The sequence below is a fragment of the Cytobacillus sp. FSL R5-0377 genome, from assembly GCF_038004385.1.
In the GTDB taxonomy this organism is placed as follows: Bacteria; Bacillota; Bacilli; order Bacillales; family Cytobacillaceae; genus Cytobacillus.
The window spans coordinates 3422381-3449294 of record NZ_JBBORA010000001.1; the positions used below are offsets into that span (position 1 = coordinate 3422381).

Annotated in this window: 25 protein-coding genes and 2 other annotated features; all 25 genes read left to right on the plus strand. The window is 41.3% G+C overall.

Going from position 1 to position 26914, the window contains the following annotated elements; genetic code table 11:
* The first annotated feature begins 115 nt into the window (after window positions 1-115).
* Window positions 116-1237, plus strand: coding sequence for a citrate synthase (gene citZ, locus NSQ49_RS17430; protein WP_159863405.1), 1122 nt, complete (start codon window positions 116-118; stop codon window positions 1235-1237).
* Between the two features lie 209 nt (window positions 1238-1446).
* Complete coding sequence (icd, locus tag NSQ49_RS17435; RefSeq protein WP_159863404.1) at window positions 1447-2715, plus strand: NADP-dependent isocitrate dehydrogenase; 1269 nt, start codon at window positions 1447-1449, stop codon at window positions 2713-2715.
* Between the two features lie 217 nt (window positions 2716-2932).
* Entirely contained in the window at window positions 2933-3871 is a 939-nt protein-coding gene (gene mdh, locus NSQ49_RS17440; protein ID WP_159863403.1) for a malate dehydrogenase, read from the plus strand.
* Between the two features lie 402 nt (window positions 3872-4273).
* Window positions 4274-4750, plus strand: a complete 477-nt coding sequence (locus NSQ49_RS17445; protein ID WP_159863402.1) for a MaoC/PaaZ C-terminal domain-containing protein — start codon at window positions 4274-4276, stop codon at window positions 4748-4750.
* A gap of 214 nt (window positions 4751-4964) precedes the next feature.
* A complete protein-coding gene (locus tag NSQ49_RS17450) occupies window positions 4965-5681 on the plus strand; it encodes a response regulator transcription factor (RefSeq protein WP_159863401.1) in 717 nt (238 codons plus the stop codon).
* Window positions 5678-7453: a two-component system histidine kinase PnpS gene (gene pnpS / locus NSQ49_RS17455; RefSeq protein ID WP_159863400.1), complete on the plus strand. Its 1776-nt coding sequence runs from the start codon at window positions 5678-5680 to the stop codon at window positions 7451-7453. Before NSQ49_RS17450 ends, pnpS begins: the two co-directional genes overlap by 4 nt.
* Window positions 7454-7702: 249 nt before the next feature.
* The gene (gene hflK, locus NSQ49_RS17460) at window positions 7703-8668 is read left to right on the plus strand and encodes an FtsH protease activity modulator HflK (RefSeq protein ID WP_159863399.1); all 966 of its coding nucleotides are present in this window, start codon (window positions 7703-7705) and stop codon (window positions 8666-8668) included.
* Entirely contained in the window at window positions 8661-9593 is a 933-nt protein-coding gene (gene hflC, locus NSQ49_RS17465; RefSeq protein WP_159863398.1) for a protease modulator HflC, read from the plus strand. Before hflK ends, hflC begins: the two co-directional genes overlap by 8 nt.
* Before the next feature lie 353 nt (window positions 9594-9946).
* Window positions 9947-12580: a DNA polymerase I gene (gene polA / locus NSQ49_RS17470; RefSeq protein ID WP_159863397.1), complete on the plus strand. Its 2634-nt coding sequence runs from the start codon at window positions 9947-9949 to the stop codon at window positions 12578-12580.
* Window positions 12581-12615: 35 nt separating this feature from the next.
* Window positions 12616-13443, plus strand: a complete 828-nt coding sequence (gene mutM / locus NSQ49_RS17475) for a DNA-formamidopyrimidine glycosylase (RefSeq protein WP_159863396.1) — start codon at window positions 12616-12618, stop codon at window positions 13441-13443.
* 92 nt (window positions 13444-13535) lie between these two features.
* Window positions 13536-14171: a sporulation membrane protein YtaF gene (gene ytaF, locus NSQ49_RS17480; RefSeq protein WP_159863395.1), complete on the plus strand. Its 636-nt coding sequence runs from the start codon at window positions 13536-13538 to the stop codon at window positions 14169-14171.
* A 24-nt stretch (window positions 14172-14195) separates the two neighbouring features.
* A complete protein-coding gene (coaE, locus tag NSQ49_RS17485; RefSeq protein WP_159863394.1) occupies window positions 14196-14795 on the plus strand; it encodes a dephospho-CoA kinase in 600 nt (199 codons plus the stop codon).
* A 246-nt stretch (window positions 14796-15041) separates the two neighbouring features.
* Complete coding sequence (locus NSQ49_RS17490) at window positions 15042-16073, plus strand: glyceraldehyde-3-phosphate dehydrogenase (protein ID WP_159863393.1); 1032 nt, start codon at window positions 15042-15044, stop codon at window positions 16071-16073.
* 315 nt (window positions 16074-16388) lie between these two features.
* On the plus strand, window positions 16389-16763 hold the full coding sequence (speD, locus tag NSQ49_RS17495) for an adenosylmethionine decarboxylase (protein WP_035330279.1): 375 nt from the start codon (window positions 16389-16391) through the stop codon (window positions 16761-16763).
* Window positions 16764-16894: 131 nt separating this feature from the next.
* Window positions 16895-17299 (plus strand): hypothetical protein, encoded by a 405-nt coding sequence (locus NSQ49_RS17500; RefSeq protein ID WP_159863392.1) that lies wholly within the window; start codon window positions 16895-16897, stop codon window positions 17297-17299.
* Between the two features lie 101 nt (window positions 17300-17400).
* The gene (gene nrdR, locus NSQ49_RS17505) at window positions 17401-17862 is read left to right on the plus strand and encodes a transcriptional regulator NrdR (RefSeq protein WP_159863391.1); all 462 of its coding nucleotides are present in this window, start codon (window positions 17401-17403) and stop codon (window positions 17860-17862) included.
* Window positions 17863-18194: 332 nt separating this feature from the next.
* The gene (locus NSQ49_RS17510) at window positions 18195-19625 is read left to right on the plus strand and encodes a replication initiation and membrane attachment family protein (protein ID WP_159863390.1); all 1431 of its coding nucleotides are present in this window, start codon (window positions 18195-18197) and stop codon (window positions 19623-19625) included.
* Entirely contained in the window at window positions 19625-20554 is a 930-nt protein-coding gene (dnaI, locus tag NSQ49_RS17515) for a primosomal protein DnaI (RefSeq protein WP_159863389.1), read from the plus strand. The genes NSQ49_RS17510 and dnaI overlap by 1 nt, the downstream gene beginning before the upstream one ends.
* Window positions 20555-21001: 447 nt before the next feature.
* Window positions 21002-21886: a putative sporulation protein YtxC gene (gene ytxC / locus NSQ49_RS17520; protein ID WP_159863388.1), complete on the plus strand. Its 885-nt coding sequence runs from the start codon at window positions 21002-21004 to the stop codon at window positions 21884-21886.
* Between the two features lie 48 nt (window positions 21887-21934).
* Window positions 21935-22154 (plus strand) — a binding site (T-box leader).
* A gap of 90 nt (window positions 22155-22244) precedes the next feature.
* Entirely contained in the window at window positions 22245-24176 is a 1932-nt protein-coding gene (thrS, locus tag NSQ49_RS17525; protein WP_251283942.1) for a threonine--tRNA ligase, read from the plus strand.
* A gap of 249 nt (window positions 24177-24425) precedes the next feature.
* Window positions 24426-24549: a sequence feature (ribosomal protein L20 leader region), on the plus strand.
* Between the two features lie 176 nt (window positions 24550-24725).
* Complete coding sequence (gene infC, locus NSQ49_RS17530; RefSeq protein ID WP_159863386.1) at window positions 24726-25229, plus strand: translation initiation factor IF-3; 504 nt, start codon at window positions 24726-24728, stop codon at window positions 25227-25229.
* A gap of 15 nt (window positions 25230-25244) precedes the next feature.
* A complete protein-coding gene (rpmI, locus tag NSQ49_RS17535) occupies window positions 25245-25445 on the plus strand; it encodes a 50S ribosomal protein L35 (protein WP_009333215.1) in 201 nt (66 codons plus the stop codon).
* A gap of 26 nt (window positions 25446-25471) precedes the next feature.
* A complete protein-coding gene (gene rplT / locus NSQ49_RS17540; RefSeq protein WP_009333214.1) occupies window positions 25472-25831 on the plus strand; it encodes a 50S ribosomal protein L20 in 360 nt (119 codons plus the stop codon).
* A gap of 117 nt (window positions 25832-25948) precedes the next feature.
* Window positions 25949-26221, plus strand: a complete 273-nt coding sequence (locus NSQ49_RS17545) for a DUF1294 domain-containing protein (RefSeq protein WP_159863385.1) — start codon at window positions 25949-25951, stop codon at window positions 26219-26221.
* Window positions 26222-26283: 62 nt separating this feature from the next.
* On the plus strand, window positions 26284-26853 hold the full coding sequence (locus NSQ49_RS17550; protein ID WP_159863384.1) for a TVP38/TMEM64 family protein: 570 nt from the start codon (window positions 26284-26286) through the stop codon (window positions 26851-26853).
* The last annotated feature ends 61 nt before the right edge of the window (window positions 26854-26914 follow it).

A 26914-nucleotide genomic window follows, 5' to 3' on the forward strand; every position in this document is an offset into this window, starting at 1 on the left:
GACATGACAAGGAAGCTTTTCTGAAAAATGAAAAACCAGGTTCGGCTTACTTATGTTTAATGTACAGACAAAAATGGGTATGGGGAAATTTTATTATGTAAAGGAGAGATTCGGTATGACAGTAACACGCGGTCTTGAAGGGGTAGTAGCTACTACTTCGTCTATCAGCTCCATCATAGACGATACATTAACCTATGCTGGCTACAATATTGATGATTTGGCTGAAAATGCAAGCTTTGAAGAGGTTATTTATCTTTTATGGCACAGAAAGCTTCCTACTCAATCCCAGCTGGATGAATTAAAGAGTCAGCTTGCAGCAAACTACTCTCTTCCGGAGGAAGTTCTGAACCATTTTAAAACATATCCAATTGACAAAGTGCATCCAATGGCTGCCCTTCGTTCGGCAGTGTCTTTATTGGGACTTTATGATGAAGAAGCAGATCAGATGGATGAAGAAGCAAATTATAAAAAAGCAATTCGCCTTCAAGCTAAAATGCCTGCTATTGTAACGGCATTTGCACGGGTTAGAAAAGGCCTTGAACCAATTGCTCCTAGAACAGATCTTGGATTTGCAGCCAATTTCCTATATATGCTTACAGGCAAAGAGCCTGAGCCAATCGCAATTGAAGCATTTAATAAAGCCCTGGTTCTTCATGCGGACCATGAACTGAATGCTTCCACTTTCACTGCACGTGTATGTGTAGCTACTTTATCAGATATCTATTCAGGAGTTACAGCTGCTATTGGCGCATTAAAAGGTCCGTTGCATGGCGGTGCCAATGAGGCTGTAATGAAGATGCTTACTGATATCGGCACTCTTGAAAATGTAGAGCCATATATCCGTGAAAAACTTGAAAAGAAAGAGAAAATCATGGGCTTTGGACACCGTGTTTACCGTCAGGGCGATCCTCGTGCCAAGCACTTAAGAGAAATGTCTAAAAAGCTTACTGAACTTACCGGGGAACCACACTGGTATGAAATGTCCACGCAAATTGAAGCGATTGTTACCGGAGAGAAAAAGCTTCCGCCAAATGTCGACTTCTATTCTGCATCTGTATACCATAGCCTGGGAATCGACCATGACCTGTTCACGCCGATTTTTGCTGTAAGCCGTGTATCCGGCTGGCTGGCTCATATTCTCGAACAATATGAAAATAATCGCTTGATCCGCCCGCGTGCAGACTATACAGGCCCGGGAATGCAAAAATACGTGCCAGTAGAGCAAAGAGGTCTTTAATAGGCTGAAAAAACAGATTAAAAGAATTAAATTTACTACTCAGCATTTTACTTTTTATCAAAAAATTGCTGTAATAGAGAGAGCAGGGAAAAGGTTAGAGGCAAATGCCTTCTAACCTTTGAATCTGATATACTGATGCAGCATTATGCCGAAGTCTATATAAATAAAAAAGGCTGATGTTCGCACTTTTCAAAATGGAGGGTATAACAATGCAAGGTGAAAAAATCACAGTTACAAATGGTGTACTAAACGTACCAAACAACCCAATCGTTCCTTTTATTGAAGGAGACGGAACAGGGCCTGATATTTGGGCGGCAGCTTCCCGTGTATTGGATGCTTCTGTAGAAAAAGCTTATAAAGGTGAGCGCAAGCTTGTCTGGAAAGAAGTGTTAGCCGGCGAAAAAGCCTTCAATCAGACTGGAGAGTGGCTTCCTTCTGAAACACTTGATGCGATCAATGAATATCTTATTGCGATTAAAGGACCATTAACAACACCAATCGGCGGCGGTATCCGTTCCCTGAACGTTGCGCTTCGCCAGGAGCTTGACCTGTTTGTGTGCCTGCGTCCGGTCCGCTGGTTTGAAGGCGTTCCTTCTCCAGTTAAACGCCCGCAGGATACTGATATGGTTATTTTCCGTGAAAATACAGAGGATATCTATGCCGGCATTGAGTATGCCAAAGGTTCTGATGAAGTGAAGAAATTAATTTCTTTCCTTCAAGATGAAATGGGTGTTAATAAAATCCGTTTCCCTGAAACTTCCGGACTTGGCATTAAGCCGGTATCAGAGGAAGGAACAAGCCGCCTTGTACGTGCTGCTATCGAGTACGCAATCAAAGAAGGCCGCAAATCTGTAACACTTGTACATAAAGGCAATATCATGAAATTTACTGAAGGTGCCTTTAAAAACTGGGGTTATGAACTCGCTGAAAGAGAATACGGAGAAAAAGTATTCACTTGGGCTCAATATGACCGCATTAAAGATGAGCAAGGTGTTGAAGCTGCAAACAAGGCTCAGGCAGATGCAGAAGCAGCTGGCAAAATTATTGTTAAGGATGCAATTGCCGATATTTTCCTACAGCAGATCCTTACACGTCCAAAAGAGTTTGATGTTGTTGCAACAATGAACTTGAACGGAGATTATATTTCTGATGCTCTTGCTGCGCAGGTAGGCGGAATTGGTATTGCTCCTGGAGCAAACATTAACTATGAAACTGGACATGCGATCTTCGAAGCAACTCATGGTACAGCTCCGAAGTATGCTGGCCTTGATAAGGTTAACCCTTCTTCGGTTATTCTTTCAGGTGTATTAATGCTTGAGCACCTTGGATGGAACGAAGCTGCAAACATGATCGTTAAATCTATGGAAAAATCTATTGCCTCTAAAGTCGTAACATATGACTTTGCCCGTCTAATGGATGGAGCAACTGAAGTAAAATGCTCTGAATTTGCTGAGGAACTAATTAAAAACATGGAGTAAAAAAGCAAAAGCGCCTATAATAAAAGGCGCTTTTAACTAATATACTGTTCATACTGTGCTATTTTGTGCACTTACCTGAGGAAACTTTTTTTGCCGGGCAGCTAGGGAATTTCTGAAAAGTGAAGAATGTGTATATAGGGATGGCTGTTCTTTGGAACAGCCTCTTACATAAAGGATGAAAATCCTAAACTTTCATTTCCAAAAGGAGGAACTGCTCATGTCATTGAAACGCAAAAAGATTTCTGTAATCGGTGGAGGATTTACTGGAGCAACAACTGCATTCTTACTGGGCCAAAAAGAACTTGGAGATGTCGTGCTGGTCGATATACCGCAAATGGAAAACCCTACAAAGGGAAAAGCTCTTGATATGCTGGAAGCAAGTCCTGTACAGGGATTTGATGCGAACATCACTGGCACTTCTAGCTATGAAGATACACAAGACTCTGACATTGTAGTTATTACAGCAGGCATTGCACGGAAGCCGGGTATGAGCCGGGATGATCTTGTACAGACGAACCAGAAGATTATGAAAAGTGTAGCGCAGGAGATTGCAAAGTATTCTCCAAATAGCTATATAGTTGTGCTGACTAACCCGGTGGATGCGATGACTTATACAGTTTTCAAGGAATCGGGCTTCCCGAAAAACCGTGTAATTGGCCAGTCAGGTGTTCTTGACACAGCCCGCTTCCGCACATTTGTCGCCCAGGAACTGAATTTATCTGTTAAAGACATTACAGGATTTGTACTTGGCGGCCACGGTGATGACATGGTTCCGCTAGTCCGCTATTCATATGCTGGCGGCATTCCTTTAGAAGCATTAATATCAAAAGATCGTCTTGATGCTATTGTCGAGCGGACACGCAAAGGCGGAGGAGAAATCGTCAATTTATTAGGCAACGGTAGTGCCTACTATGCTCCAGCTGCTTCTCTGGTGGAAATGTGTGAAGCTATTCTTAAAGATCAGCGCCGTGTCCTGCCTTCCATTGCATACCTTGAAGGAGAGTATGGCTATGAAGGAATCTATCTGGGTGTGCCAACCATCCTTGGAGCAAATGGAATTGAAAAAATAATAGAGCTAGAACTGACAAATGAAGAAAAAGCTGCCCTCGATAAATCGGCAGATTCAGTTCGCAAGGTAATGGAAGTATTAGTGTAGTACTAAAGAACACTAGTATTTTCGAACCGCATCAGTTTAACTCTCTTGTTTGACTGTGGAGGACATTTATCCCTCGAAGATGCTATCTTATTTTCTTTGTGTGATGGTGATTCAAGGGGATTATTTTATGTCCTGCGGGAGTTGCGGGACATATGTGAACCCACATGAAGAGAGCGGTAAGGAGGCTTACCGACCGCCCAAAGTCTTAAGCTAATTAACAGATTTGCAATATAAGCAGTAAAAAAGTTCGGGGATAAACTCCGAATTTTTTTACTGGAAGCCCTTTTGGGAAATAGTAAATAATGATATCATATAAAAAATAGACTGAATTATTTAAAATATTCAACAGTCTATTTTTTACACCAGATATGTAAACGGTTACAATACTCGGAGGTGCAAGCTATGCTGCTTGGAAAGAAAAGAAAACTGGGAAGAACTATTGAAGAAATATCTGTAGGAGAAAAATTGACGCTTACAGAAAAAATAGAAGACAAGGATCTATTGCTTTACCTTGGCCTGACAAACGATGCAAATCCTTTATATATCCAGCATGATTATGCTTCTCAAACACCTTATAAAAAACCAATAGTACCAAGTGTTATGCTGAATGGCATCATAAATTCTGCCATCTCCAAATATCTGCCGGGGCCTGGAAGCCATGTTTTAAAACAGGATATTGAGTATACAAAGCCTGTCTATCATTATGGCACAGTTCAATTTTTATTCGAAGTAACAGAAGTAAATACCTCAAACCATACCGTGCAAATTAAGGTGCAGGGAACGAATGAAGAAGAGCAGACGGTTATTAATGGTCAGCTCCTTGTATGTCCTCCTTACAAACCCCAGCCTATGGATGGGAATGCCTTAGAAAATTTCTGATAATCAAAAGATGTGCAGCATATGCACATCTTTTTTGATTAAATCCTCCCTTTCCAGCGATTGACCCGAAATAAACCATGAAATATATTATAATAAAGATATATGGCAAGTAGGGGTTTGATAGGCAGGAGGGATACCTGCTTTTTATAAAAATCGCTGACAGTCAAGCAGCTTAGGTTTAACACAGGGGTAATTCAATGACGCGGAGGATCATATGGATAAGAAAATTCTAGTTGTAGATGACGAACAATCTATCGTAACTTTACTTCAATACAACCTGCAGCAGGCGGGCTATGAAGTAATTACAGCCATGGATGGCCAGGAGGGTAAAGATCTGGCCATTTCTGAAAGACCGGATCTTATTGTACTTGATCTTATGCTGCCAAAGCTTGATGGAATAGAAGTATGCAAACAGCTTAGACAGCAGAAAATAGCAACACCTATTTTAATGCTGACTGCCAAGGATGATGAATTTGATAAGGTTCTTGGTCTTGAACTGGGTGCAGATGATTACATGACAAAACCTTTCAGCCCTCGGGAAGTAGTTGCCAGAGTTAAAGCTATCTTGCGGAGAACTCAATTTGTGCCTGAAGCTGTCGAAGAGAAAGAGGAAGATGGCGATTCTTTTAGGATTGGCGGACTAAAGATCCTTCCACAGCACTATGAAGCCTATTTTGAAGGAGAACTTCTTGAATTAACTCCGAAGGAGTTTGAATTACTATTATATCTTGCTAAGAATAAGAGCCGTGTTCTGACAAGGGATCAGCTTCTTAGCGCAGTCTGGAATTACGATTTTGCAGGAGACACGAGAATCGTTGATGTACATATAAGCCATTTAAGAGAGAAAATTGAAGCAAACACCAAAAAACCTGTTTATATTAAAACCATTCGCGGATTGGGCTACAAATTGGAGGGGCCTAAAGGAGAATGAACACGTTTCGCACCCGACTGCTTTTCGCATTGCTTTCGTTAATTCTTGTTGTTCTAGTTGCATTAGGCCTTCTTTTAGGCCAGCTATTTAAAAGCTATTATTTAAATACATTTGATGCACGTCTGCAAAAAGAGACTGAAATGGCGGCGAGCTATATTCAGGGCAATGGAGGCATTGGGTCCATTAGTATTGATAGAATCAATGAACTTGGTGACATACTTGATGTGCGTGTAACTGCTACTGACAGCAAGGGCATAATATTAATGGATAGCGGCGTCATAAGTGAGACTACACAAAGCAGGCACCAGGAAATTATATTAGAAGTATTAAAAAAGAAATCCGAATATGAATCAGGATGGGAAGTGGCCGGAGGTTTTAATCTGCACTATTATTGGCAGCCTGTGATGGTAAATGGCGAGAAGGAAGGCTATATCTTCTTAAGCACAAAGCTGGCAGAATTCCAAAAGGCCTATCAGCAGATTTGGTGGATTTTAGCTATCAGTCTTGGTCTGTCCTTATTTATGATTATTCTGCTTGGGTCAAGAATTATGGCACGATATACAAAGCCTATCGAGTCCGCAACACAGGTTGCGATTGAACTTACGAAGGGAAACTATCGGGCAAGAACATATGAAGATCAGGAAGATGAAACAGGTATGCTGAGTAAATCTATCAATGTACTGGCGAGGAATCTTCAGGAAATGGTGAAATCCCAGGAGATGCAGCAGGACAGACTTGGCGCTCTCATTGAAAACATGGGAAGCGGTCTGATTCTTATTGACAGCAGAGGCTATATTAATTTGGTGAACCGGCCATACAAAGAGGTTTTCAATGTAAATCCTTCCGAATACCTTTATAAACTCTATTATGAAGTGATAGAACATAAAGGGGTAACCGAAGTGGTTGAAGAAATTTTTATGACGGAACAGAAAGTAAAAAAGCAGCTCATTATACCTGTCAACATCGAAAGACGTTACTTTGAAGTATATGGAGTTCCTATTATTGGGACGAATGATGAATGGAAAGGGATTTTGCTTGTATTTCATGATATTACCGAACTGAAGAAACTTGAGCAGATGAGGAAGGATTTTGTCGCGAACGTTTCTCATGAACTGAAAACACCAATTACCTCTATAAAGGGCTTCTCTGAAACTCTTTTGGATGGTGCGATGGAAAACAAACAAACTCTTAATGATTTTCTCAATATCATTTTGAAGGAAAGTGATCGTCTGCAATCTCTTATTCAGGAATTGCTGGATCTGTCGAAAATTGAAAAGCAGGGCTTTAGTTTGTCCATTCAGCAGCTGGATCTGGCTGTTGTGCTCGAAGATGTGGTGGCCATCATGAAAGGGAAGGCAGCAGAAAAAGAAATCGTTCTGGAATATAAGAGAGGCGATGAACCTGTATATGTTGAAGGTGATGTTCACCGGCTTAAGCAGGTGTTTATCAATATCATATCAAATGCAATTTCATATACGCCAAAACAGGGGGCCGTCCATATTTCTTCAGCAAATAGCGGCAGCACCGTTTCAACAGAAATACGGGATACGGGGATTGGAATTGAAGCCATTGAAATTCCGCGTATCTTTGAACGTTTTTACCGGATCGATAAAGCCAGAAGCAGGAACTCTGGTGGAACAGGGCTGGGGCTGGCAATCGTAAAGCATCTCGTTGAAGCACATAAGGGTACCATCGCGGTTAAAAGTGAGGTTGGCAGAGGCACCTCCTTTATTATTGAACTTCCGAAAGTAATAAATGAAAAAAATGGATGAAATGGCAGGATTAACTTTACATGATTTTAACAGCAGATTTATGTTCCCTTTACAATGCGCTGTTAAAATCATAATTGTTAAACCCCTTCATCCAAGGAGCCATAGAAAAAGGTGAAAGCTGACCCCGCTTTCGCCTTTTTCATTTTGCCGATTCTTCATCTTTCTTTAACTTTTGTCATATTTATGAAACCTTTACGTAAATAAATCGTATGAAAAGTTATAGAAAGTGCTAGGAAAGGGGAGAGAGAAATGGTCAGCTTAAAGCGGATTTATACAATCGCAGGGCTAATTATCGCAATATTAATTTTAAGTATAATAGCTTTTACAACATGGTACACCGTCGATGAGTCGGATCAGGCAGTCATTTTAACATTTGGGGAAGTTGAGGAAGGCATTACGGAGCCAGGACTTCACTTTAAATTGCCATGGCCTGTCCAAAGCGTGGAGAAGCTTTCAAAGGAAACTTTTTCGCTGCAGTTTGGATATGAAGAAAAAGATGGAGAAATAAAGGATTTTCCTGATGAGACAAAAATGATAACCGGGGATGAAAATATCGTCCTTGCAGATCTGGTGGTACAGTGGAAAATAACCGATCCGGAAAAATTCCTTTATAATGCCGAAGAACCGGAAGAAATTTTATATGATGCTACTTCTTCATCTTTAAGAAGTATTATAGGAGGATCAAAGATAGATGCTGCGCTGACTTCAGGGAAAGCAGCAATCGAAGCAGATGTAAGAGAACTCCTGACATCTTTAATTGGCAAATATGATATTGGCATATCAATTCTTGCCGTAAAACTGCAGGATGTTGAGCTGCCGAATGATGATGTAAGAAAAGCTTTTACAGATGTAACCGATGCAAGGGAAACCGCCAATACTAAAAAAAATGAGGCAAATAAATATAAGAACCAGAGAATGAATGAAGCTGAAGGTGAGAAGGAAGCTCTTATTTCCAAAGCAAATGGGGAAAAGGCAGCCCGTCTCGAGAGAGCTCGTGGAGATGTAGCAGTATTTAATAAATTGTATGCTGAATATAAAAATAACCCGGATATCACAAGAGAGAGATTAGTTATTGAAACACTTGAGCAAGTCCTTCCGGGTGCAGAGATTTACATTATGAATGATGATGGAAACACTATGAAATATTTCCCAATCAGGCCGCTGGAGAAAGAACAGGCCAAACCGAAAGAGGAGGGAGGTACGGATAATGAGTGATCAAAATGTTGTAAATATCAATGAACGGGGCGGAAATTTCAAATGGGGAACCTATACCAAACTAGGAATCATCCTCGTGCTTATCATTGCCGGACTAGGAATATTGTTCAGCAACCTGTTTATTGTAAAGGAAGGGGAATACAGGGTTATTCGTCAATTTGGAGAGGTAGTCCGGATTGAAAGCGAACCTGGATTAGCATACAAAATACCCTTCATCCAAAGTGTAACCACACTCCCGAAATATCAAATGACTTATGATGTGTCCGAAGCTGAGATCAACACAAAGGACAAAAAGGTCATGATTATCGATAACTATGCAGTATGGAAAATTGACGATCCGAAGAAAATGATCTCAAACGCGAGAACATTGGAGGGAGCGGAGGCTAGAATGGAAGAATTCATCTACTCCGTGACCCGCTCCGAATTGGGTCAGCTGAATTACGAAGAAATCATCAATGATGAAAAATCTTCACGAGGATCTTTGAATGATCAAATTACCACAAAAGTGAATGAATTGCTTACAAATGATAATTATGGAATCACAGTAACAGATGTACGCATTAAACGAACAGATTTACCGGCTGAAAACGAACAATCTGTCTATACCAGAATGATCTCCGAGCGTCAGTCGACAGCCCAGGAATATCTGTCCAAGGGGGATGCCCAGAAGAATATTATTATTGCTGAAACAGACAGGACAGTCAGGGAAATGCTTGCGAAGGCCCAGGCAGATGCTGAGGTAATTCGGGCAGAGGGGGAAGCGGGAGCTGCGAAGGTCTATAATGAAGCCTTCTCAAAGGATCCGGAATTCTATTCCTTATACCGCACACTTGAATCTTATAAAAAGACTATCAATGGCGAGACTGTAATCGTTCTGCCTTCTGATTCACCATATGCCCGTCTGCTGATGGGGAATACTAATTAAATAGGACTTTAATTAGAGGCCGTTATTTTTCTTTCTCTATCTGCTCATGATAGAATAAAGGAAAATAACGGCTTATTTATTGCGGACAAATCTAGCTTCTGCGGCTGCCCCCTCGAGGTCACAAGCCGCCCCTCCCAAAAAGGCAAAGAACGCCTTTCCGGGAGGATCGTCTTGTGCTGGACGGGGGTGAGCAAGGCGCTTCCGCTTTAACTGTCTAGCTGCAGCGCCTACCCCCTCGAGGTCACAAGCCGCCCCTCCCAAAAAGGCAAAGAACGCCTTTCCGGGAGGATCGTCTTATGCTGGTCGGGGGTGAGCAAGGCGCTTCCGCTTTTCTTAGAAGGAGGAGATTTTATTTGGGTAAGAAAAAGCTTGTTCTGATAGATGGCAACAGCATCGCTTATCGGGCATTTTTTGCTTTGCCGCTCTTAAACAATGATAAAGGTATACATACCAATGCTGTTTACGGCTTTACTATGATGCTGCAGAGGATTTTGGAGGATGAAAAACCGACGCATCTCCTTGTGGCATTTGATGCCGGAAAAACAACCTTCCGCCATAAAACCTTTAGCGAGTATAAAGGCGGCCGGCAGAAAACCCCGCCTGAGCTATCAGAGCAGTTTCCTTATATAAGAGAGCTTCTTGATGCTTATGGAATCTCCAGATATGAACTGGAAAATTATGAAGCGGATGATATCATTGGAACACTGTCCCTTCATGCAGAAAAAGATGGCTATGAAGTTAAAGTAATATCGGGAGATAAAGATTTAACCCAGTTAAGTTCTGATGACGTCACTGTCAGCATTACCCGTAAAGGCATCACAGATATTGAAGAATACACACCAGCGCATATAGAAGAAAAATACGGAATCACGCCAGACAGGATTATTGATATGAAAGGCCTGATGGGTGATAGTTCAGATAATATCCCGGGGGTCCCGGGAGTGGGTGAAAAAACAGCCCTTAAATTACTGAAAGAATTTGGCACCCTTGAAGAGCTCTTGGATTCAACAGATAAGGTGAGCGGAAAAAAACTGAAAGAAAAGCTGGAAGAGTTCAAGGATCAGGCATTAATGAGCAAAGAACTTGCTACGATCACGAGGGAAGCTCCTGTTGAGATTAAAATTGAAGATATTGAATATGAAGGTTTTGAAAAAGATAAGGTAATAGGCGTCTTCAAAGAACTGGGCTTTAATTCGCTGCTGGAAAAAATCGGCGGGGATACAGAAGCAATTGAAGAGAATCTGGATGAAATTGAATTTAGCATTGCTGATGAAATTAAGGAAGATATGTTTTCTGATGAAAGTGCATTTTATGTTGAGCTTCTGGAGGATAATTACCATTATGCTGAAATAATTGGTTTTTCCGTGGCAAATGAGAAGGGGAATTTCTTCTTCTCCAAAGATACGGCCTTAGAGTCAGAAGTTTTTAAAAGATGGGCTGAAGATGATACGAAAAAGAAGACTGTGTATGATGCAAAAAGATCTGAAGTATCACTCCGCCATCATGGTATTCATCTAAAGGGTGCAGATTTTGATCTTTATATCGCTTCATACATTATTAACCCGTCTCAGACTATTGAAGATATAGCATCTATAGCAAAAAATCATGGCTATCACGCGATTCAATCGGATGAAGCTTTCTACGGAAAAGGAGCAAAAAGGCGGATTCCGGAAGTGAAAGAACTTGCCGGTCATTTAGCAAGAAAAGCAGCTGCCTTGATGACATTGAAGGAGAAACTCGATAATGATTTAAAGGAAAACCAGCAATCCGAGCTTTTTTATGACCTTGAAATGCCGCTGTCTTTAATATTAGCGGATATGGAGTCAACAGGAATTCAAGTGGATTTGGAACGCCTAAGGACAATGGGACAAGACCTGCTCCTGAAATTAGATGAAATTGAAAAGCGGATACATGAACTTGCTGGGGAAGCTTTCAATATTAATTCACCTAAACAGCTAGGTGTAATCCTTTTTGAAAAACTGGGGCTGCCAGTCATTAAAAAAACAAAAACCGGCTTTTCCACTTCTGCCGATGTCCTTGAAAAACTTGAGAACAATCATGAAATCATCCGGGATATCCTGCACTATCGCCAGCTTGGCAAGCTTCAATCCACCTATATTGAAGGCCTGCTGAAGGTAGTTAACAAGGAAACAGGCAAAGTCCACACCAGGTTCAATCAGGCTCTAACCCAGACAGGAAGATTAAGCTCAACTGATCCGAACCTGCAAAATATTCCAATCCGTCTGGAGGAAGGGCGAAAGATCAGGCAGGCATTTGTTCCTTCAGAACCCGGCTGGGCTATCTTTGCTGCAGACTATTCGCAGATTGAACTGAGAGTGCTGGCCCATATTGCAGATGATGAAAAGCTGATTGAAGCCTTTATTGAAGATATGGATATTCACACCAAAACGGCTATGGAAGTATTCCACGTTAATGCCGATGAAGTTACATCCAATATGCGGCGCCATGCTAAGGCCGTTAACTTTGGAATAGTTTACGGAATCAGTGATTACGGTCTTTCTCAAAGCCTGGGCATAACCCGGAAAGAAGCAGGGAAATTCATTGACCGGTATCTTGAAAGCTATCCTGGTGTAAAGCAGTACATGGACGATATTATTCATGAAGCAAAACAGAAAGGATTTGTCTCGACCCTTCTTCACAGAAGAAGATATCTGCCTGAAATCACCAGCAGAAACTTTAACCTGCGAAGTTTTGCGGAACGCACCGCTATGAACACACCAATTCAGGGTAGTGCAGCTGATATTATTAAAAAGGCCATGATTGACATGGCTGATCGCTTAAGAAAGGAAAAGCTTAATGCACGCCTACTGCTGCAGGTTCACGATGAACTGATTTTCGAAGCACCAGAGGATGAAATAGAGACCCTCAAAAAAATCGTTCCGGACGTAATGGAAAATGCAGTAGAATTGAAAGTTCCGCTTAAAGTTGATTATTCGTATGGCCCAACATGGTTTGATGCAAAATAAAAGCTGATTTTTAGATTTTCAAAGGAGGGATGACTATGCCTGAACTTCCTGAAGTTGAAACGGTCAGAAGAACATTGCAGGAATTGGTGATCGGCAAAACTATTTCCCATGTTTCGGTTTTCTGGCCTAAAATGGTTAAGCATCCCGAAGAGCCTGCCCAATTCACGGATGCCTTAGCAGGCCAGACTTTTCGGGACATTGGCAGGAGAGGGAAATTCCTGATCCTCTACACAGATGAATATGCACTCGTGTCCCACCTGCGAATGGAGGGCAGATATGGCCTTTATTCTAAAGAAGAATCTGTTGAAAAACACACTCATGTCATCTTCCATTTTACTGATGACACTGAACTCAGATACAAAGATGTCCGTAAATTTGGAACGATGCACTTATATGCAAAGGGTGAAGAGCTTAAGACTCTTCCTCTGGCCCATTTGGGACCAGAACCATTTGCAGAGGAATTTACGGTGGACGACCTTGCTTCGAGACTTGCCCGGACCTCCCGCCATGTCAAAACTGCACTTCTCGATCAGAAAACGATCGTAGGCCTCGGCAATATTTACGTCGATGAAGCACTATTCCGCTCGCGAATTCATCCTGAAAGAGCGGCAAATAGCTTATCAAGAAACGAATTGGAGACTCTTCATAAAGAAATTGCAGATACCCTGAGAGAAGCGGTAGATAAAGGAGGAAGCACCATTCGCTCCTATGTTAATTCCCAGGGGCAAATTGGCATGTTCCAGCTTGATCTTTTTGTTTATGGGCGAAAAGGGGAAGAGTGCAAAGTCTGCGGAAGCACACTTGAGCGAATCGTAACTGGAGGCAGGGGCACAGTATACTGTCCTGCCTGTCAGAGGAAATAAAAACGGAATAGAGTTAAAATGCGTTTTGAATAACATTGGATGGGCTCCTTCCATATACTATCGTAGCGATTGACAGGGAGGAGCTCTATTCTATGGCGCATATATTCTCACTTTTGATACTTGCTTTTGCTGTCAGTCTTGACAGTTTTAGTGTCGGTTTAACATATGGTTTAAGGAAAATGAGCATACCATTTAAATCGATCAGTATAATCGCTTGCTGTTCAGCAATCACATTAATGGCCGCCATGACAATCGGCCATTTAATAGGAGCCTTTTTATCTCCGGCTTTAGCTGAAAGTTTAGGCGGAGTCATTCTGATTTTTCTCGGTGCCTGGGTCCTATATCAATTTTTCAGGCCGGAAAAGGTGAAGGATGTCCTGCCGCATGAAAAGACAATTGTAAATTTGGAAATTAAATCTCTAGGGCTTGTCATTAATATTTTGAAAAAGCCGATGTCCGCTGATTTTGACAAATCCGGTGCCATCACAGGAATTGAAGCACTAATGCTTGGGCTTGCACTATCCCTGGATGCCTTTGGTGCTGGAATCGGTGCAGCTATGCTGGGGTACTCACCTTACTACCTGGCGTTGACGGTCGCCGTTATGAGCTCTCTGTTTGTGTTTTTGGGAATGCAGGTGGGGTCCCTTTTTTCTAAAAGCGGATGGGTCCATAAGTTTTCATTCATTCCAGGCATTATTTTAATCGTAATTGGGATTCTAAAAATCTAGTATTTTAAAGGAAAGGAATACACTATGCCACTGACTGTAGGTTTGTCAGGGGGGATTGCAAGCGGGAAAAGCACTGTTTCATCTCTCCTAATCGGAAAAGGATATTCTGTAATCGACGCGGATATAGAAGCCAGATTAGCTGTTGAAAAAGGAGAGGAAGCTTATCAGGAAATTGTCCGTCATTTTGGGGATAGGGTTCTTCTCAAAGACGGTTCAATTGATCGTGCAGAACTAGGCTCCATTATTTTTCATGATGAAAAAGAACGGCAGGTCCTGAATAGCATAGTACATCCTGCAGTCCGCAAAAGGATGACAGCCAAAAAGGAACAGGCAACCAGCCGTAATGAACAACTGATCATACTCGATATACCGCTTCTGTTTGAAAGTAAATTACAATATATGTGCGACAAAACTTTATTAGTATATGCAGATGAAGATGTGCAGCTAAAAAGGCTGATGCAGAGAAATCAGCTATCAGAGAATGAAGCGATGGCAAGAATTCAATCTCAGATGCCTTTAAGTGAAAAGAAAGCATTGGCCGATGCTGTTATTGATAATAATGGTACGATTGAAGAAACAGAAAAACAATTATGGAAGATCTTAAAAAAATGGAATGCTGTCTGAGGAGCCTGTGATAGGCTCTTTTTTTAATGTGCCTAAAGCCCAATTAGTATGACAAAATTAATAAGGATTCGTCTGTAACATAGACCATTACCTAATAATAATTAGAAAAAGTATGGGCTAATATTTCTGAATTGTTGAACATTAAAAAATCCGCATTTTATTCATCACAAATGATCCTCAATATGTTATACTAATTACATCTTAAGGTAACAAAAAGTATAACACTAATGCGGAAGGGGCCGTAACATGAAGGCGAAAATAGCGATTAATGGTTTTGGAAGAATTGGACGCATGGTTTTTAGAAAAGCCATCCTTGATGAAAGTCTTGAAGTGGCTGCCATAAATGCAAGCTATCCGGCTGAAACTTTGGCACACTTAATTAAATATGATACCAACCATGGACCATTCGAAGGAAGTGTTGTTCCAGAAGACAATGCTATTGTTGTGAACGGTAAAAGGGTTCAGCTTGTCAGCAGCCGTAATCCTGAAGAACTTCCCTGGAGAGAAATGAATATCGATATCGTTATTGAAGCTACAGGAAAGTTTAATTCCCGTGATAAAGCGGCTCTTCATCTTGAAGCCGGGGCTAAAAAGGTAATACTTACTGCTCCTGGAAAAAATGAAGATGTGACTATTGTTATGGGCGTAAATGAAAGCGCATTAAAAATTGAAGAACATGATATTATTTCAAATGCATCCTGCACAACAAACTGTCTTGCACCTGTTGCGAAAGTGCTTGATGAACAATTTGGCATTGAAAACGGACTTATGACAACCGTTCATGCATATACAAACGATCAGAAAAATATTGATAACCCGCATAAGGATTTACGCCGTGCCCGTGCTTGCGGACAGTCTATCATCCCGACTTCCACTGGTGCTGCTAAAGCTTTGTCGCTGGTACTGCCTCATTTAAAAGGCAAATTACATGGGATGGCACTGCGCGTGCCAACTCCTAACGTTTCCTTAGTTGACCTCGTGGTAGACTTAAAGCGCGACGTAACAATTGAAGAAGTGAATGCTGCCTTTGCAACAGCTTCTCAGGGATCTTTGCATGGTATCCTGGATATTACAGACGAACCATTGGTGTCAATCGATTTCAACACAAATGAACACTCTGCCATCATTGATGGATTATCTACAATGGTAATAGGCACCAGCAAAGTGAAAGTACTTGCCTGGTACGATAATGAGTGGGGTTATTCCTGCCGTGTCGTAGACTTGACAAAACATGTTGCACAGGAGCTTTTACAAGCATCTGCCGTTAAAGTTGGCTAATTTCCAATCTCTTTTAGTTTAAAACTACCCATACCTTACCTTTAAAGCCTGCCATTCCCCGGCAGGCTCCTTTTATTGGACAAAACTCCTTTTTTGAATCAGAAATTTGCGAAGAAAATGTAGAACAATGTGTTGCAAAAAGAAATTAAACAAAGTATACTAATCCTCGTGAACTTCTCCGAGGTTTTGGTATGGTAGCTACTTAAAGGGTTAGGACCTCTTTGGACTAACTTTCCCCCGTGGTAGTTATAGACCAGTATAAATCTGGAATTTCATTAATTAATAGCTTAAAAGTTTAAAGGGGGAAATTTGAATATGGAAACTATGGGTCGTCACGTAATCTCAGAACTTTGGGGATGCGATTTTGAAAAGTTAAATGATATGGATTATATTGAGCAGACATTCGTAAATGCTGCATTAAAATCTGGTGCGGAAATTCGCGAGGTTGCATTTCATAAGTTTGCGCCACAGGGTGTCAGCGGAGTTGTTATCATCTCTGAATCTCATTTAACTATTCACAGCTTCCCGGAGCATGGCTATGCCAGCATTGATGTGTATACGTGTGGAGATCTTGACCCTAACATTGCTGCAGACTTTATTGCAGAAGCGTTAGGAGCTCAAACGCGTGAGAATATCGAAATTCCTCGCGGTATGGGTCCAGTTCAAGTTAAACAAGCTCAAGTACTTTAATACAAAATGAACCAGGCAATTCAGAGGTGTATTTAATACACCTCTTTTTATTTTGCTTAAAATCCAGTACCTTTAGTATCTTCGTAAAAAATAGTACAATAAAGTTACAAATAATAGACGGAGGAAAGAGAATGTCGATTTTCAGTCAGCTTGCCAGACGCTATAAAAAGCAGTGTGAAACAAATGAAAACCACTCTGATCCTGAGCTTACTACAAGATACTATAGAACCAATACAGCACAAATGCTGCAGACGATTGAAGAGTTATTCAGGGCAGACCATAATGTGAACATTCTCAGCATTTCCAAGGAACACGGCGAAATTGCTGCAGAAATAAAAAAAGACAAATCCGTTTTTGCCATTGTGACAGTCGTGACTGTCAAGCCTTTTGAAACAGCTGTAGATATCAATATTTCAACTGAACAATCCTCACCTGCAGGAGTGCACCCAATTCTTAAGAGAGAGGTTCTTTCGATATATGAAAAATTAAATAAACGGCATGATTTTCTAGGTTCTGCAAGAAATGCAGATAAATAGTTGTACTTGTACTGACAACTCCTTTTTTATAAGATAAGAGTATCAAATAATCTTCGGTAAATAGTTAAAGCCAACTTATAAAAAAATTCGGAGCTGATTGTATGAGATGCCCTTCATGCCAAAACAATAATACCCGTGTTCTTGATTCCCGACCTGTGGATGACAGCCGATCGATCCGCCGAAGAAGAGAATGCGAGAAATGCGGATACCGGTTTACGACTTTTGAGAAAGTGGAAGAAATTCCATTAATCGTTGTGAAAAAAGAAGGTACCAGAGAGGAATTCAGCCGGGAGAAAATTCTGAGAGGCCTTATTAAAGCATGTGAAAAGAGGCCTGTTGCTTTAAAAGATCTCGAGGATATTACCTTTGAAGTGGAGAAAGAACTCCGCAGCAACGGTGTTTCTGAAATAAAAAGTGATGAAATTGGCGAAATGGTCATGGACAGGCTCGCAAAGATTGACGAGGTCGCATATGTCCGGTTCGCATCGGTATACAGGCAATTTAAGGATATCAATGTGTTTATTGATGAACTTAAGGAACTAATTAAAAAAGAACAATCGTAATCTGGACAGTTTTCCCGCTGCACTGATTTTGGATGAAAGCTATTTTTGCAAGACTTGTTGCTTTTGTATGTTTTTCGAGTTGATTGGAGCTGATAGTACCGCCCTAGTAACTCGAAGCGCAGAGGAAGGCTTACTGCCTTCACCGCTGTTCACCGAGCAGCCTGGAGCGGAAATCATCCGGCAGCAATGTTAGGCGAAAAACAGCAAGTTATACGTGTAGAGATTTGATGAAATAGGCTGATGGGCTGAAGGGTTTTCTTTGGCTCTTTTTTTTGCGGGATATGCTTTTAATTGACAGGATAAAAAAATTTAGATAGAAAAAGGTGAACGCCATGGCCCAGCATTGGCAGGAGATGCTTCCAATAGACCGATATACAGTAGCAGCCAGCGGGCTTTTGCATGATTATGACCGGAAAGTGCTGACACTCTTATACCAGCCGCTCATTGGCTCTGTGTGCTTCAGTTTGTATATGACTTTATGGGCCGAACTTGAAGAAAATCGGCTATGGTCATCTTCCAACTCACACCATAGTTTAATGAATTTCATGGGGATGGGGCTTAAAGATATTTATGAAGCCCGTCTCAAGCTTGAAGGGATAGGACTTTTAAAGGTATATGTGAACAAAGAAGAAGAGACAAGGTCATTTATTTACGAGCTGCTTCCACCGCTGACACCTGAACAATTCTTCCTTGATGGCATGCTCAATATCTATCTTTATAAGAAATTGGGCAAGAATCAATTTATGAGATTGAAGCGCTTCTTCTCAGATCAGAAGGTGCAGCCGGCCATGGGATTTGAGGAAGTAACAAAGGCTTTCCAGGATGTATTCCAATCCGGGCACCCTGGTTCGTTAGATGAAGAAGTGGTGAAGCTGATGAATGAATCGGATGGGGAAGGGTATATTGGAAGGCAGGAGCAGGAGGGCATTCAAATTGGAAATGAAGAGTTTAATTTTGAATTGCTTCAGGCAGGGCTTAATGAATCGCTTGTACCAAAAAAAGCCCTTACAGTTAAAGTAAAGGATTCCATCAGCAATCTTGCCTTTTTATACGGAATCGACCCTATTCAGATGAAAAATATTGTCATCAGCGCCGTAAATGAAGATAATGAGATAAACATTGATGAATTAAGAAAATCTGCGCGGGATTGGTATCAATTCCAAAACCAGGATATGCTTCCATCCCTGATAGACCGGGTTCAGCCTGCCATTCATCATACTCATAAAAAAAAGCCTGAAACACAGGAAGAAGAATTAATTCGTTATTTGGAAATTACCTCACCCAGGCAGCTATTAAAAGATATATCAGGAGGAGCAGAACCTTCGAAGGGCGATCTGCAGATTATAGAAGATGTCATGTTCCAGCAAAAGCTTCTGCCTGGGGTAATTAATGTGCTGATTCAATATGTTATGCTCAAAACAGATATGAAGCTGACGAAAGGGTACGTAGAAAAAATAGCTGGCCACTGGGCGAGAAAGAAGATTAAAACCCCTGAGGCGGCTATTGCATTAGCCAAAAAGGAACATCGCCAATACCTTGATTGGGCGGAAGGAAAGAAAACTGCAGGCCCAACGGGGAACAAAAGGAAGCCGATCAGAACAGAGATGCTTCCAGACTGGTTTGATGAAAATAGCAGCCCAGCTGCCAAAAAGGAACAGACCCAGCAGCAAAATAGCGAAAAGGAACAGTATGAGCGGGAATTGAAAAAAAGGGAACTTAAGGAGAAATTAAAAAAACTGCGATCACAGGAGGTGACTGATTAATGGAAAAAATTAATGAAACATTACGGCGTCTTGCTGGCAATGAAGGTTTTCAAAGAAGATATGAAATGATGAGGAACCAAACGCTTAATCACCCTGAAGTAAAGGCCTTTCTCCAAAAACATCAGGATGAATTGACATCTGAGATGGTAGAGAAAAGCCTTAGCAAGCTTTTTGAGTACACACAGCAGAGCAAGGAATGCAATAAATGTTCCAGCTTGGAAGGTTGTGTAAATTTCATGCAGGGCTATCATCCAGAACTTGTGATTCAAAGAGGATCGATCGATTTGAAGTATGATAAATGCCCGCGCAAGGTCATGCACGATGAAAAGCGGAGAAATGAAAAATTAATCCAGAGTTTATATGTGCCATCTGATATCCTTCATGCCACTTTTGATTCCATATATGATGATGACGACCGCATTGAGGCTGTGGATAAGGCGGCATCTTTTGTAATGGACTACCAGCCGGGGTCCAAGCAAAAAGGAATTTATTTTTATGGGAAATTCGGTGTGGGCAAGTCATATTTGCTTGGTGCGATTGCCAATAAGCTCGCAAGCCGGAAAGTTTCCTCCATGATTGTCTATGTTCCTGAGTTATTCAGGGAATTGAAAAATTCAATTGGAGATCAAACCCTTAACGGTAAGATGGAAACCATTAAAAAAGCACCTGTTTTAATGTTTGACGATATTGGAGCAGAAACCATGTCCAGCTGGACAAGGGATGAGATTTTAGGGCCAATTCTGCAGTTCCGCATGCAGGAAAGCCTCCCAACCTTTTTCACTTCCAACTTCGACCTCCAGGGACTTGAACATCATCTCTCCTACAGCCAGCGCGGTGAGGAAGAGAAAATGAAAGCTAGAAGAATTATGGAGCGAATTAAATACCTAGCTGAACCTGTGCTTGTAGAAGGGCCGAACAGGAGAGTATAATCTGAAAAACTGCCGATAAATCCCTCGGCAGTTTTTTTATTGCTGCTGTTTTCACTACATGTGCGCTTTTTATATTCAAGGCAGTTTTTGTAAAGTTCGTTGCTTTTTCATAACCTAGATTAATTTGCTGAGTTGATCTTCGCTGTGGGCACTTGATCCTCGAGAGTGCTGACGCATTTCCTTCGTGTGGTGTTCATTCGAAGAAGCTTATTCAATGTCCTGCGGGTATTTATGGCACTGAAGCATGGTTCAAAAATGCTCACCGCCCGCTCAGCAAAATGCGAGCATCTGGAGTAAAATCAACGGACAAAATTAAAACGCTAAAAGAAAATTTTATCCCAAAGGAACTTATCATCGTTTAATACACTAAAACACCAAACCCTACTTCTAATTTGGCCAAGTCCGCCATATACATAGAACAGAGATTTGTATAAAGGGGGGATTTGGTTGATCGAAATCATTTTCCAGAGCAGCACAGATGCTCGAAATTTTCATGAGCATCTTTCAGAACAGCTGCAGTCTTTTTGTCAAAGTGATAATAATATTCTTCATTTTGAAGATCAACATATAGTCAGAGTTTCTGCTGAAAATAGCGGCAATATCCTGAATACTGTTAAGACAGCATTTTTTCAATTTATCGTGAACCAAAAGCAGGATGATTGGTTTAAACGGATACTGATGGAGCATTATTATTATGAGGATGAAGGCGAGCAGCAGCAAATTCTAGAAATTATTCACTCTATCCTGGAAGGAAACCGCGAGGATCTTGCTGCGTTTGTCAGTGGCCTGGATGTTAAAGAAAATTTAAAAAGTGCAATTGATCAGTTGTTTCAAGATCATATTTCCTTTTCTTTTGATTCATTCGTAAAATTCCGGATGCGCCCGCTCATGAATGAAATGACCAAATATGTGGAAGTTTCCATCGATGAGTACAAAATGGAACAGGAATATCAGATGTTCATCCATACTTTGAGGGATTTCCTGTCAGGCAGGCAGCCCAAAATCGATACAATCCATGTCTTAATGGATGAAGGTGTTTATTTTTATGATGAGCAATTGCGTGAAATTAAACGCGGAGAGCTCTTAAGAATGATTGACCGCAAGCTATTATCCAATCATCCAGTATATGTGGATTCTGGTACGATTGCACCGCTGCTCTCAATCGCACCTTCAGCTATTTATCTCTATTCAGATGATTTTGACCAGCCTCTGGTCAGAACAATCCGCAATATTTTTGAAGAAAGGCTTCAATTAAGCTCTCTTACTGCTTTTTATCATGATCGAAACACCCATTCTTATGCTGATGATGAAAAATGTAAAAGATACCCTTGATTTTCCTGAAATAACAAACTATAATAACGTACATATTACAATAACCAAGCAAAAGTTGCGATGAGGATAAGGGTATTCTAATACGGTTTAAAGAGAGGGAAGGCAAGGCTGAAACCTTCCTAACACGATTTGAATGCTTACCGCCTCTGAACTCCAGCCAGGAAATGGGCTGGCGGGAAAAGACCGTTATCTTACTACAGAGTCGTTTGTCTTTTTTGAAAACGAGAAGTAGGGTGGAACCGCGTGTTAATAATAACTCGTCCCTTTTTTAGGGACGGGTTTTTTTATTTTTCAAGTGTAAAGCGCAGCAGCATCTGATTCAGATGTCTTGCGTTAACATAAAAAGGGAGGAAATATCATGTCAGAAGTTGTTAAAGTTTCGTTTCCAGATGGGGCTGTAAAGGAGTTTCCAAAGGGAACGACAACAGAAGATATTGCAGCTTCGATCAGCCCGGGCCTGAAGAAAAAGGCGATTGCCGGCAAGCTGGATGGAGAAATGTATGATCTTCGACGTCCAATCGAAAACAATGGTGCGATTGAAATTGTCACAGCGGACTCAAGCGATGCGCTGGAGGTTCTTCGCCATAGCACCGCCCATTTGATGGCTCAGGCGATCAAGCGTTTATATAAAAATGTAAAGCTTGGGGTAGGACCCGTTATTGAAGGCGGATTCTATTATGACATCGATCTGGAAGAATCACTTTCACCAGAAGATCTTTCAGTGATTGAAAAAGAAATGAAAAAGATTATTAATGAAAATCTTGATATTGTTCGCAAAGAAGTCAGCCGCAATGAAGCAGTTCAGATGTACAAGGAAATTGATGATGAATATAAGCTTGAACTGATCGAGGCAATTCCTGAAGATGAAACAGTGACTATTTACGAGCAGGGCGAATTTTTTGACCTCTGCCGCGGTGTCCATGTACCTTCTACTGGCAAATTGAAGGAGTTCAAACTATTAAGCATTGCCGGAGCCTATTGGAGAGGCGACAGTGATAACAAGATGCTTCAGCGTATTTATGGAACAGCTTTCTTCAAGAAAGAGGACCTGGCTGAGCATTTGCGTCTCCTTGAAGAGGCAAAAGAGCGAGACCACCGCAAAATCGGCAAAGAGCTTAACCTGTTCATGAATTCGCAAAAAGTAGGCCAGGGGCTCCCAATGTGGCTTCCAAAAGGGGCAACAATCCGCCGCAATATCGAGCGATACATCGTCGATAAGGAAGAAAGACTGGGCTATGACCATGTGTATACTCCGATCATGGGAAGCGTGGATCTTTATAAAACATCCGGCCACTGGGATCATTATCAGGAAGACATGTTCCCTGTCATGGAGATGGATAACGAACAGCTTGTCCTTCGTCCAATGAACTGCCCGCATCATATGATGATCTATAAGAATGGCATCCACAGCTACCGCGAATTGCCTATCCGTATTGCAGAGCTTGGAACAATGCACCGCTATGAAATGTCAGGAGCCCTATCCGGCCTTCAGCGTGTGCGGGGCATGACTCTGAATGATGCACATATTTTTGTTCGTCCTGACCAGATCAAGGAAGAATTTAAGCGTGTAGTGCATCTAATTCTTGAAGTATATAAAGACTTCGATATCAATGACTACTCATTCCGCCTTTCTTACAGAGATCCTCAGGATACTGAGAAGTACTTTGATGATGATGAAATGTGGGAAAAAGCACAGGCCATGCTTAAAGAAGCGATGGATGAAATCGGCCTCGATTATTTTGAGGCAGAAGGCGAAGCAGCTTTTTATGGTCCTAAATTGGATGTCCAAGTTAAAACTGCGCTTGGCAAGGATGAGACTTTATCAACTGTCCAGCTGGACTTCCTGCTTCCTGAGCGATTTGATCTGACTTATGTAGGGGAAGATGGAAAGCCTCATCGCCCGGTAGTAATCCACCGAGGTGTCGTTTCTACTATGGAGCGTTTTGTAGCATTCCTGATTGAGGAATATAAGGGAGCATTTCCAACTTGGCTTGCACCAGTTCAAGTCCAGGTTATTCCGGTATCCCCTGATATCCACTTTGATTATGCAAAAAAAGTGCAGGAGCAGCTTCAGGCAGAGGGCTTCCGTGTTGAGCTCGATGACCGCAATGAAAAAATCGGGTATAAGATCCGTGAAGCCCAAATGCAAAAAACTCCATATATGCTTGTTGTAGGAGACAACGAAGTAGCTGAAAAAGCTGTCAATGTCCGCAAGTATGGAGAGCAAAAATCTGAAACTGTTTCATTTGAGGACTTCATCTCTGCACTAAAAACTGAAGTAAAACGCTAATAATGAAAAAGGGCTGCACGTGCTGCAGCCCTTTTTATGGTCATTTGTAAATCAAGTAAAACTATAATTTTATGAGCAGGAAGGAAAAAATGAAAAAGTTGGGATTAAATTCATTTCGAAAAAATATTAAAATCATATTGCCAAAAGCAATTAATTTTGTTATGCTTTTCTTCGTTGTGATAAAAGTTATTCGTTTGACACGGAGTCATTCTTTGTGATATAGTTGCTAAGGTAAATTGAATACAGTTTGAGGAAAAGAAGAAGCACCCGCTTCTCACCTGATTGACGCAAAGTGCAGTTGGCAGGTTTTACGTGAACATTTTCTGTTTATATACGTAAGTGTGGGTGTTTTCATCCGCACTTTTTTATTTGGTTAAAAACAGCTCTGATTCCGTCACGGAAGAGAAATGTTGCATAACTTGCGATTCAGCTTTGGTCCGGTGCAGCTGACAGCTTTTAAGTTGTCTGCTAAGCAGGCGCTTGCGCTTTTCTTGACCCAAACGTTGTGTTCGCATTAAACCTTGGAGGTGTCTAGCTATTAGCAAAGATATGTTGTTAAACGAGGGCATTCGCGCCCGCGAAGTCCGTCTTATTGACCAAAACGGCGAGCAGTTAGGGATTAAATCAAAATTCGACGCACTTGAAATTGCTTCTCGTGCCAATCTTGATCTTGTTCTGGTTGCACCGAGTGCGAAGCCTCCTGTAGCCCGTATCATGGACTACGGAAAGTTCAAATTCGAGCAGCAGAAGAAAGAAAAAGAAGCTCGCAAAAACCAGAAGATTATCAGTATTAAAGAAGTTCGTCTTAGCCCGACTATTGAAGAACATGACTTTAATACAAAACTTCGCAATGCTATTAAATTCCTTGAAAAAGGCGATAAAGTAAAAGCATCGATCCGATTTAAAGGACGTGCCATTACGCATAAGGAAATCGGCCAGCGTGTATTAATCCGCTTTGCACAAGCATGCAATGAAGTTGCAACAGTGGAATCACATCCGAAAATGGATGGCCGAAGCATGTTTATGGTCTTAGCACCGAAAAACGACAAGTAAGAGGAGGAATTCCCAATGCCAAAAATGAAAACTCACCGCGGCGCTGCTAAGCGTTTCAAAAGAACAGGTTCTGGTAAACTGAAGCGTTCTCATGCTTACAGAAGCCATATGTTCGCGAACAAATCTCAAAAGCAAAAGCGTAAGCTTCGCAAAGGAACTCTTGTTTCTTCAGGCGATTACAAGCGCATCCGTAACTTATTAGTAAATCTTAAGTAATATCTCGAAATTAGGAGGGAAATAATATGCCACGTGTAAAAGGCGGTACAGTTACTCGCAAACGTCGTAAAAAAGTCATCAAATTAGCTAAAGGTTATTTCGGTTCAAAACATACATTATACAAAGTTGCTAACCAGCAGGTTATGAAATCCCTAATGTATGCTTACCGCGATCGTCGCCAGAAAAAGCGCGACTTCCGCAAACTTTGGGTTACTCGTATTAACGCAGCAGCTCGCATGAACGGTCTTTCTTACAGCCGTTTAATGCACGGTTTAAAGCTTGCTGGCATCGAAGTTAACCGTAAAATGCTTGCTGAATTAGCAATCGCTGACGAAAAAGCATTTGCTGAATTAGCATCAGTTGCAAAGCAGCAGCTTAGCAAGTAATAATTCCTGCAATAGCCATTCCCTAAGGGGATGGCTTTTTATTTTGCTTTTGATGGACAGAAAGCTTCCATTTCATTTAAGCTCAATAGTGACTTAAAACATAAAAGGAGAAAGCTCATGATTAAAACAATAGCTCTTATCTATCTGATCATGAATGTGATTGGTTTCTGCCTGATGCGGCTTGATAAAGAAAAAGCAAAACGGAATGAGTTCCGTATAAGCGAGAAGAATCTCTGGATCACAGCCTTCTTGAGCGGGGCAGCGGGAATGACTCTTGGTATGAAGACTTTCAGGCATAAAACGAAGCATGTTCAGTTTAAATGGGGGCTGCCACTTTTGGCGTTGCTTGAGACTGGCTTGCTTTTGTACCTTGTTATTCAATTGTCATAAACAGTCAGCGGCTTCCATAAGCTTTAGAGAACAGCAGGAACGTCATCGGGAGAGGTGAAGGCATGAATGAACAATTGACTTTATTGTTTGCTATGGCAGAGACTGCTGGAATTCTTGCTCCCTTTGCTTTTATCTTTTTTCATATCATCCGGCAGTTTCTATTTATTCCGGTACCGCTTGTCTGCATAACCGGTGGAGTTCTCTTTGGCAGTTTTTTTGGCTCTGTTTTCTCGCTTGCAGGGTTAATGATCAGCAGTATTCTTTTTTATTTTCTAATCACCAAAATGCCGGGGACACATGAAAAACTCTCTTTATTAAAAAAGCGGTGGTTTGGAGAGTATCGGAATTTAACTGTCGGCCAGGTTGCAGTATTAAGGCTTATCCCTTTTATTCATTATCATTTATTGAGTTTTTGTCTGATGGAGAGAAATAAGGGGTTCAATCAATATCTGAAAAATTCATGGATCACCAATTTGCCGCTGGCTGTTTTTTATACCGTTTTTGGAGAGTTCATCAGCAGATTTACGCCTTCTATGATTGTTCTGATTTTGCTGTCACTTTCTGTTTTAGTTTTTGTATTGAGGGAGAAGGTGACGGTTATAAAATGGAAGGAATTCTTCAAAGCAGCATAAAAAAACGTTCGGAGCTGCCGAACGTTTTTTTAGAGAGGGTGTTTTGTAAATTCTGTTGCTT

Bases quoted from the DNA above. Each gene is read 5' to 3' on its own strand.
- speD (WP_035330279.1), top strand. From the start codon at position 16,389: ATGGAAACTATGGGTCGTCACGTAATCTCAGAACTTTGGGGATGCGAT.
- pnpS (WP_159863400.1), top strand. From the start codon at position 5,678: ATGAACACGTTTCGCACCCGACTGCTTTTCGCATTGCTTTCGTTAATT.
- coaE (WP_159863394.1), top strand. From the start codon at position 14,196: ATGCCACTGACTGTAGGTTTGTCAGGGGGGATTGCAAGCGGGAAAAGC.
- nrdR (WP_159863391.1), top strand. From the start codon at position 17,401: ATGAGATGCCCTTCATGCCAAAACAATAATACCCGTGTTCTTGATTCC.
- NSQ49_RS17490 (WP_159863393.1), top strand. From the start codon at position 15,042: ATGAAGGCGAAAATAGCGATTAATGGTTTTGGAAGAATTGGACGCATG.
- icd (WP_159863404.1), top strand. From the start codon at position 1,447: ATGCAAGGTGAAAAAATCACAGTTACAAATGGTGTACTAAACGTACCA.
- dnaI (WP_159863389.1), top strand. From the start codon at position 19,625: ATGGAAAAAATTAATGAAACATTACGGCGTCTTGCTGGCAATGAAGGT.
- NSQ49_RS17500 (WP_159863392.1), top strand. From the start codon at position 16,895: ATGTCGATTTTCAGTCAGCTTGCCAGACGCTATAAAAAGCAGTGTGAA.
- NSQ49_RS17550 (WP_159863384.1), top strand. From the start codon at position 26,284: ATGAATGAACAATTGACTTTATTGTTTGCTATGGCAGAGACTGCTGGA.
- hflC (WP_159863398.1), top strand. From the start codon at position 8,661: ATGAGTGATCAAAATGTTGTAAATATCAATGAACGGGGCGGAAATTTC.
- NSQ49_RS17510 (WP_159863390.1), top strand. From the start codon at position 18,195: ATGGCCCAGCATTGGCAGGAGATGCTTCCAATAGACCGATATACAGTA.
- NSQ49_RS17450 (WP_159863401.1), top strand. From the start codon at position 4,965: ATGGATAAGAAAATTCTAGTTGTAGATGACGAACAATCTATCGTAACT.
- infC (WP_159863386.1), top strand. From the start codon at position 24,726: ATGTTGTTAAACGAGGGCATTCGCGCCCGCGAAGTCCGTCTTATTGAC.
- NSQ49_RS17545 (WP_159863385.1), top strand. From the start codon at position 25,949: ATGATTAAAACAATAGCTCTTATCTATCTGATCATGAATGTGATTGGT.
- thrS (WP_251283942.1), top strand. From the start codon at position 22,245: ATGTCAGAAGTTGTTAAAGTTTCGTTTCCAGATGGGGCTGTAAAGGAG.
- hflK (WP_159863399.1), top strand. From the start codon at position 7,703: ATGGTCAGCTTAAAGCGGATTTATACAATCGCAGGGCTAATTATCGCA.
- citZ (WP_159863405.1), top strand. From the start codon at position 116: ATGACAGTAACACGCGGTCTTGAAGGGGTAGTAGCTACTACTTCGTCT.
- rpmI (WP_009333215.1), top strand. From the start codon at position 25,245: ATGCCAAAAATGAAAACTCACCGCGGCGCTGCTAAGCGTTTCAAAAGA.
- mutM (WP_159863396.1), top strand. From the start codon at position 12,616: ATGCCTGAACTTCCTGAAGTTGAAACGGTCAGAAGAACATTGCAGGAA.
- ytaF (WP_159863395.1), top strand. From the start codon at position 13,536: ATGGCGCATATATTCTCACTTTTGATACTTGCTTTTGCTGTCAGTCTT.
- NSQ49_RS17445 (WP_159863402.1), top strand. From the start codon at position 4,274: ATGCTGCTTGGAAAGAAAAGAAAACTGGGAAGAACTATTGAAGAAATA.
- rplT (WP_009333214.1), top strand. From the start codon at position 25,472: ATGCCACGTGTAAAAGGCGGTACAGTTACTCGCAAACGTCGTAAAAAA.
- mdh (WP_159863403.1), top strand. From the start codon at position 2,933: ATGTCATTGAAACGCAAAAAGATTTCTGTAATCGGTGGAGGATTTACT.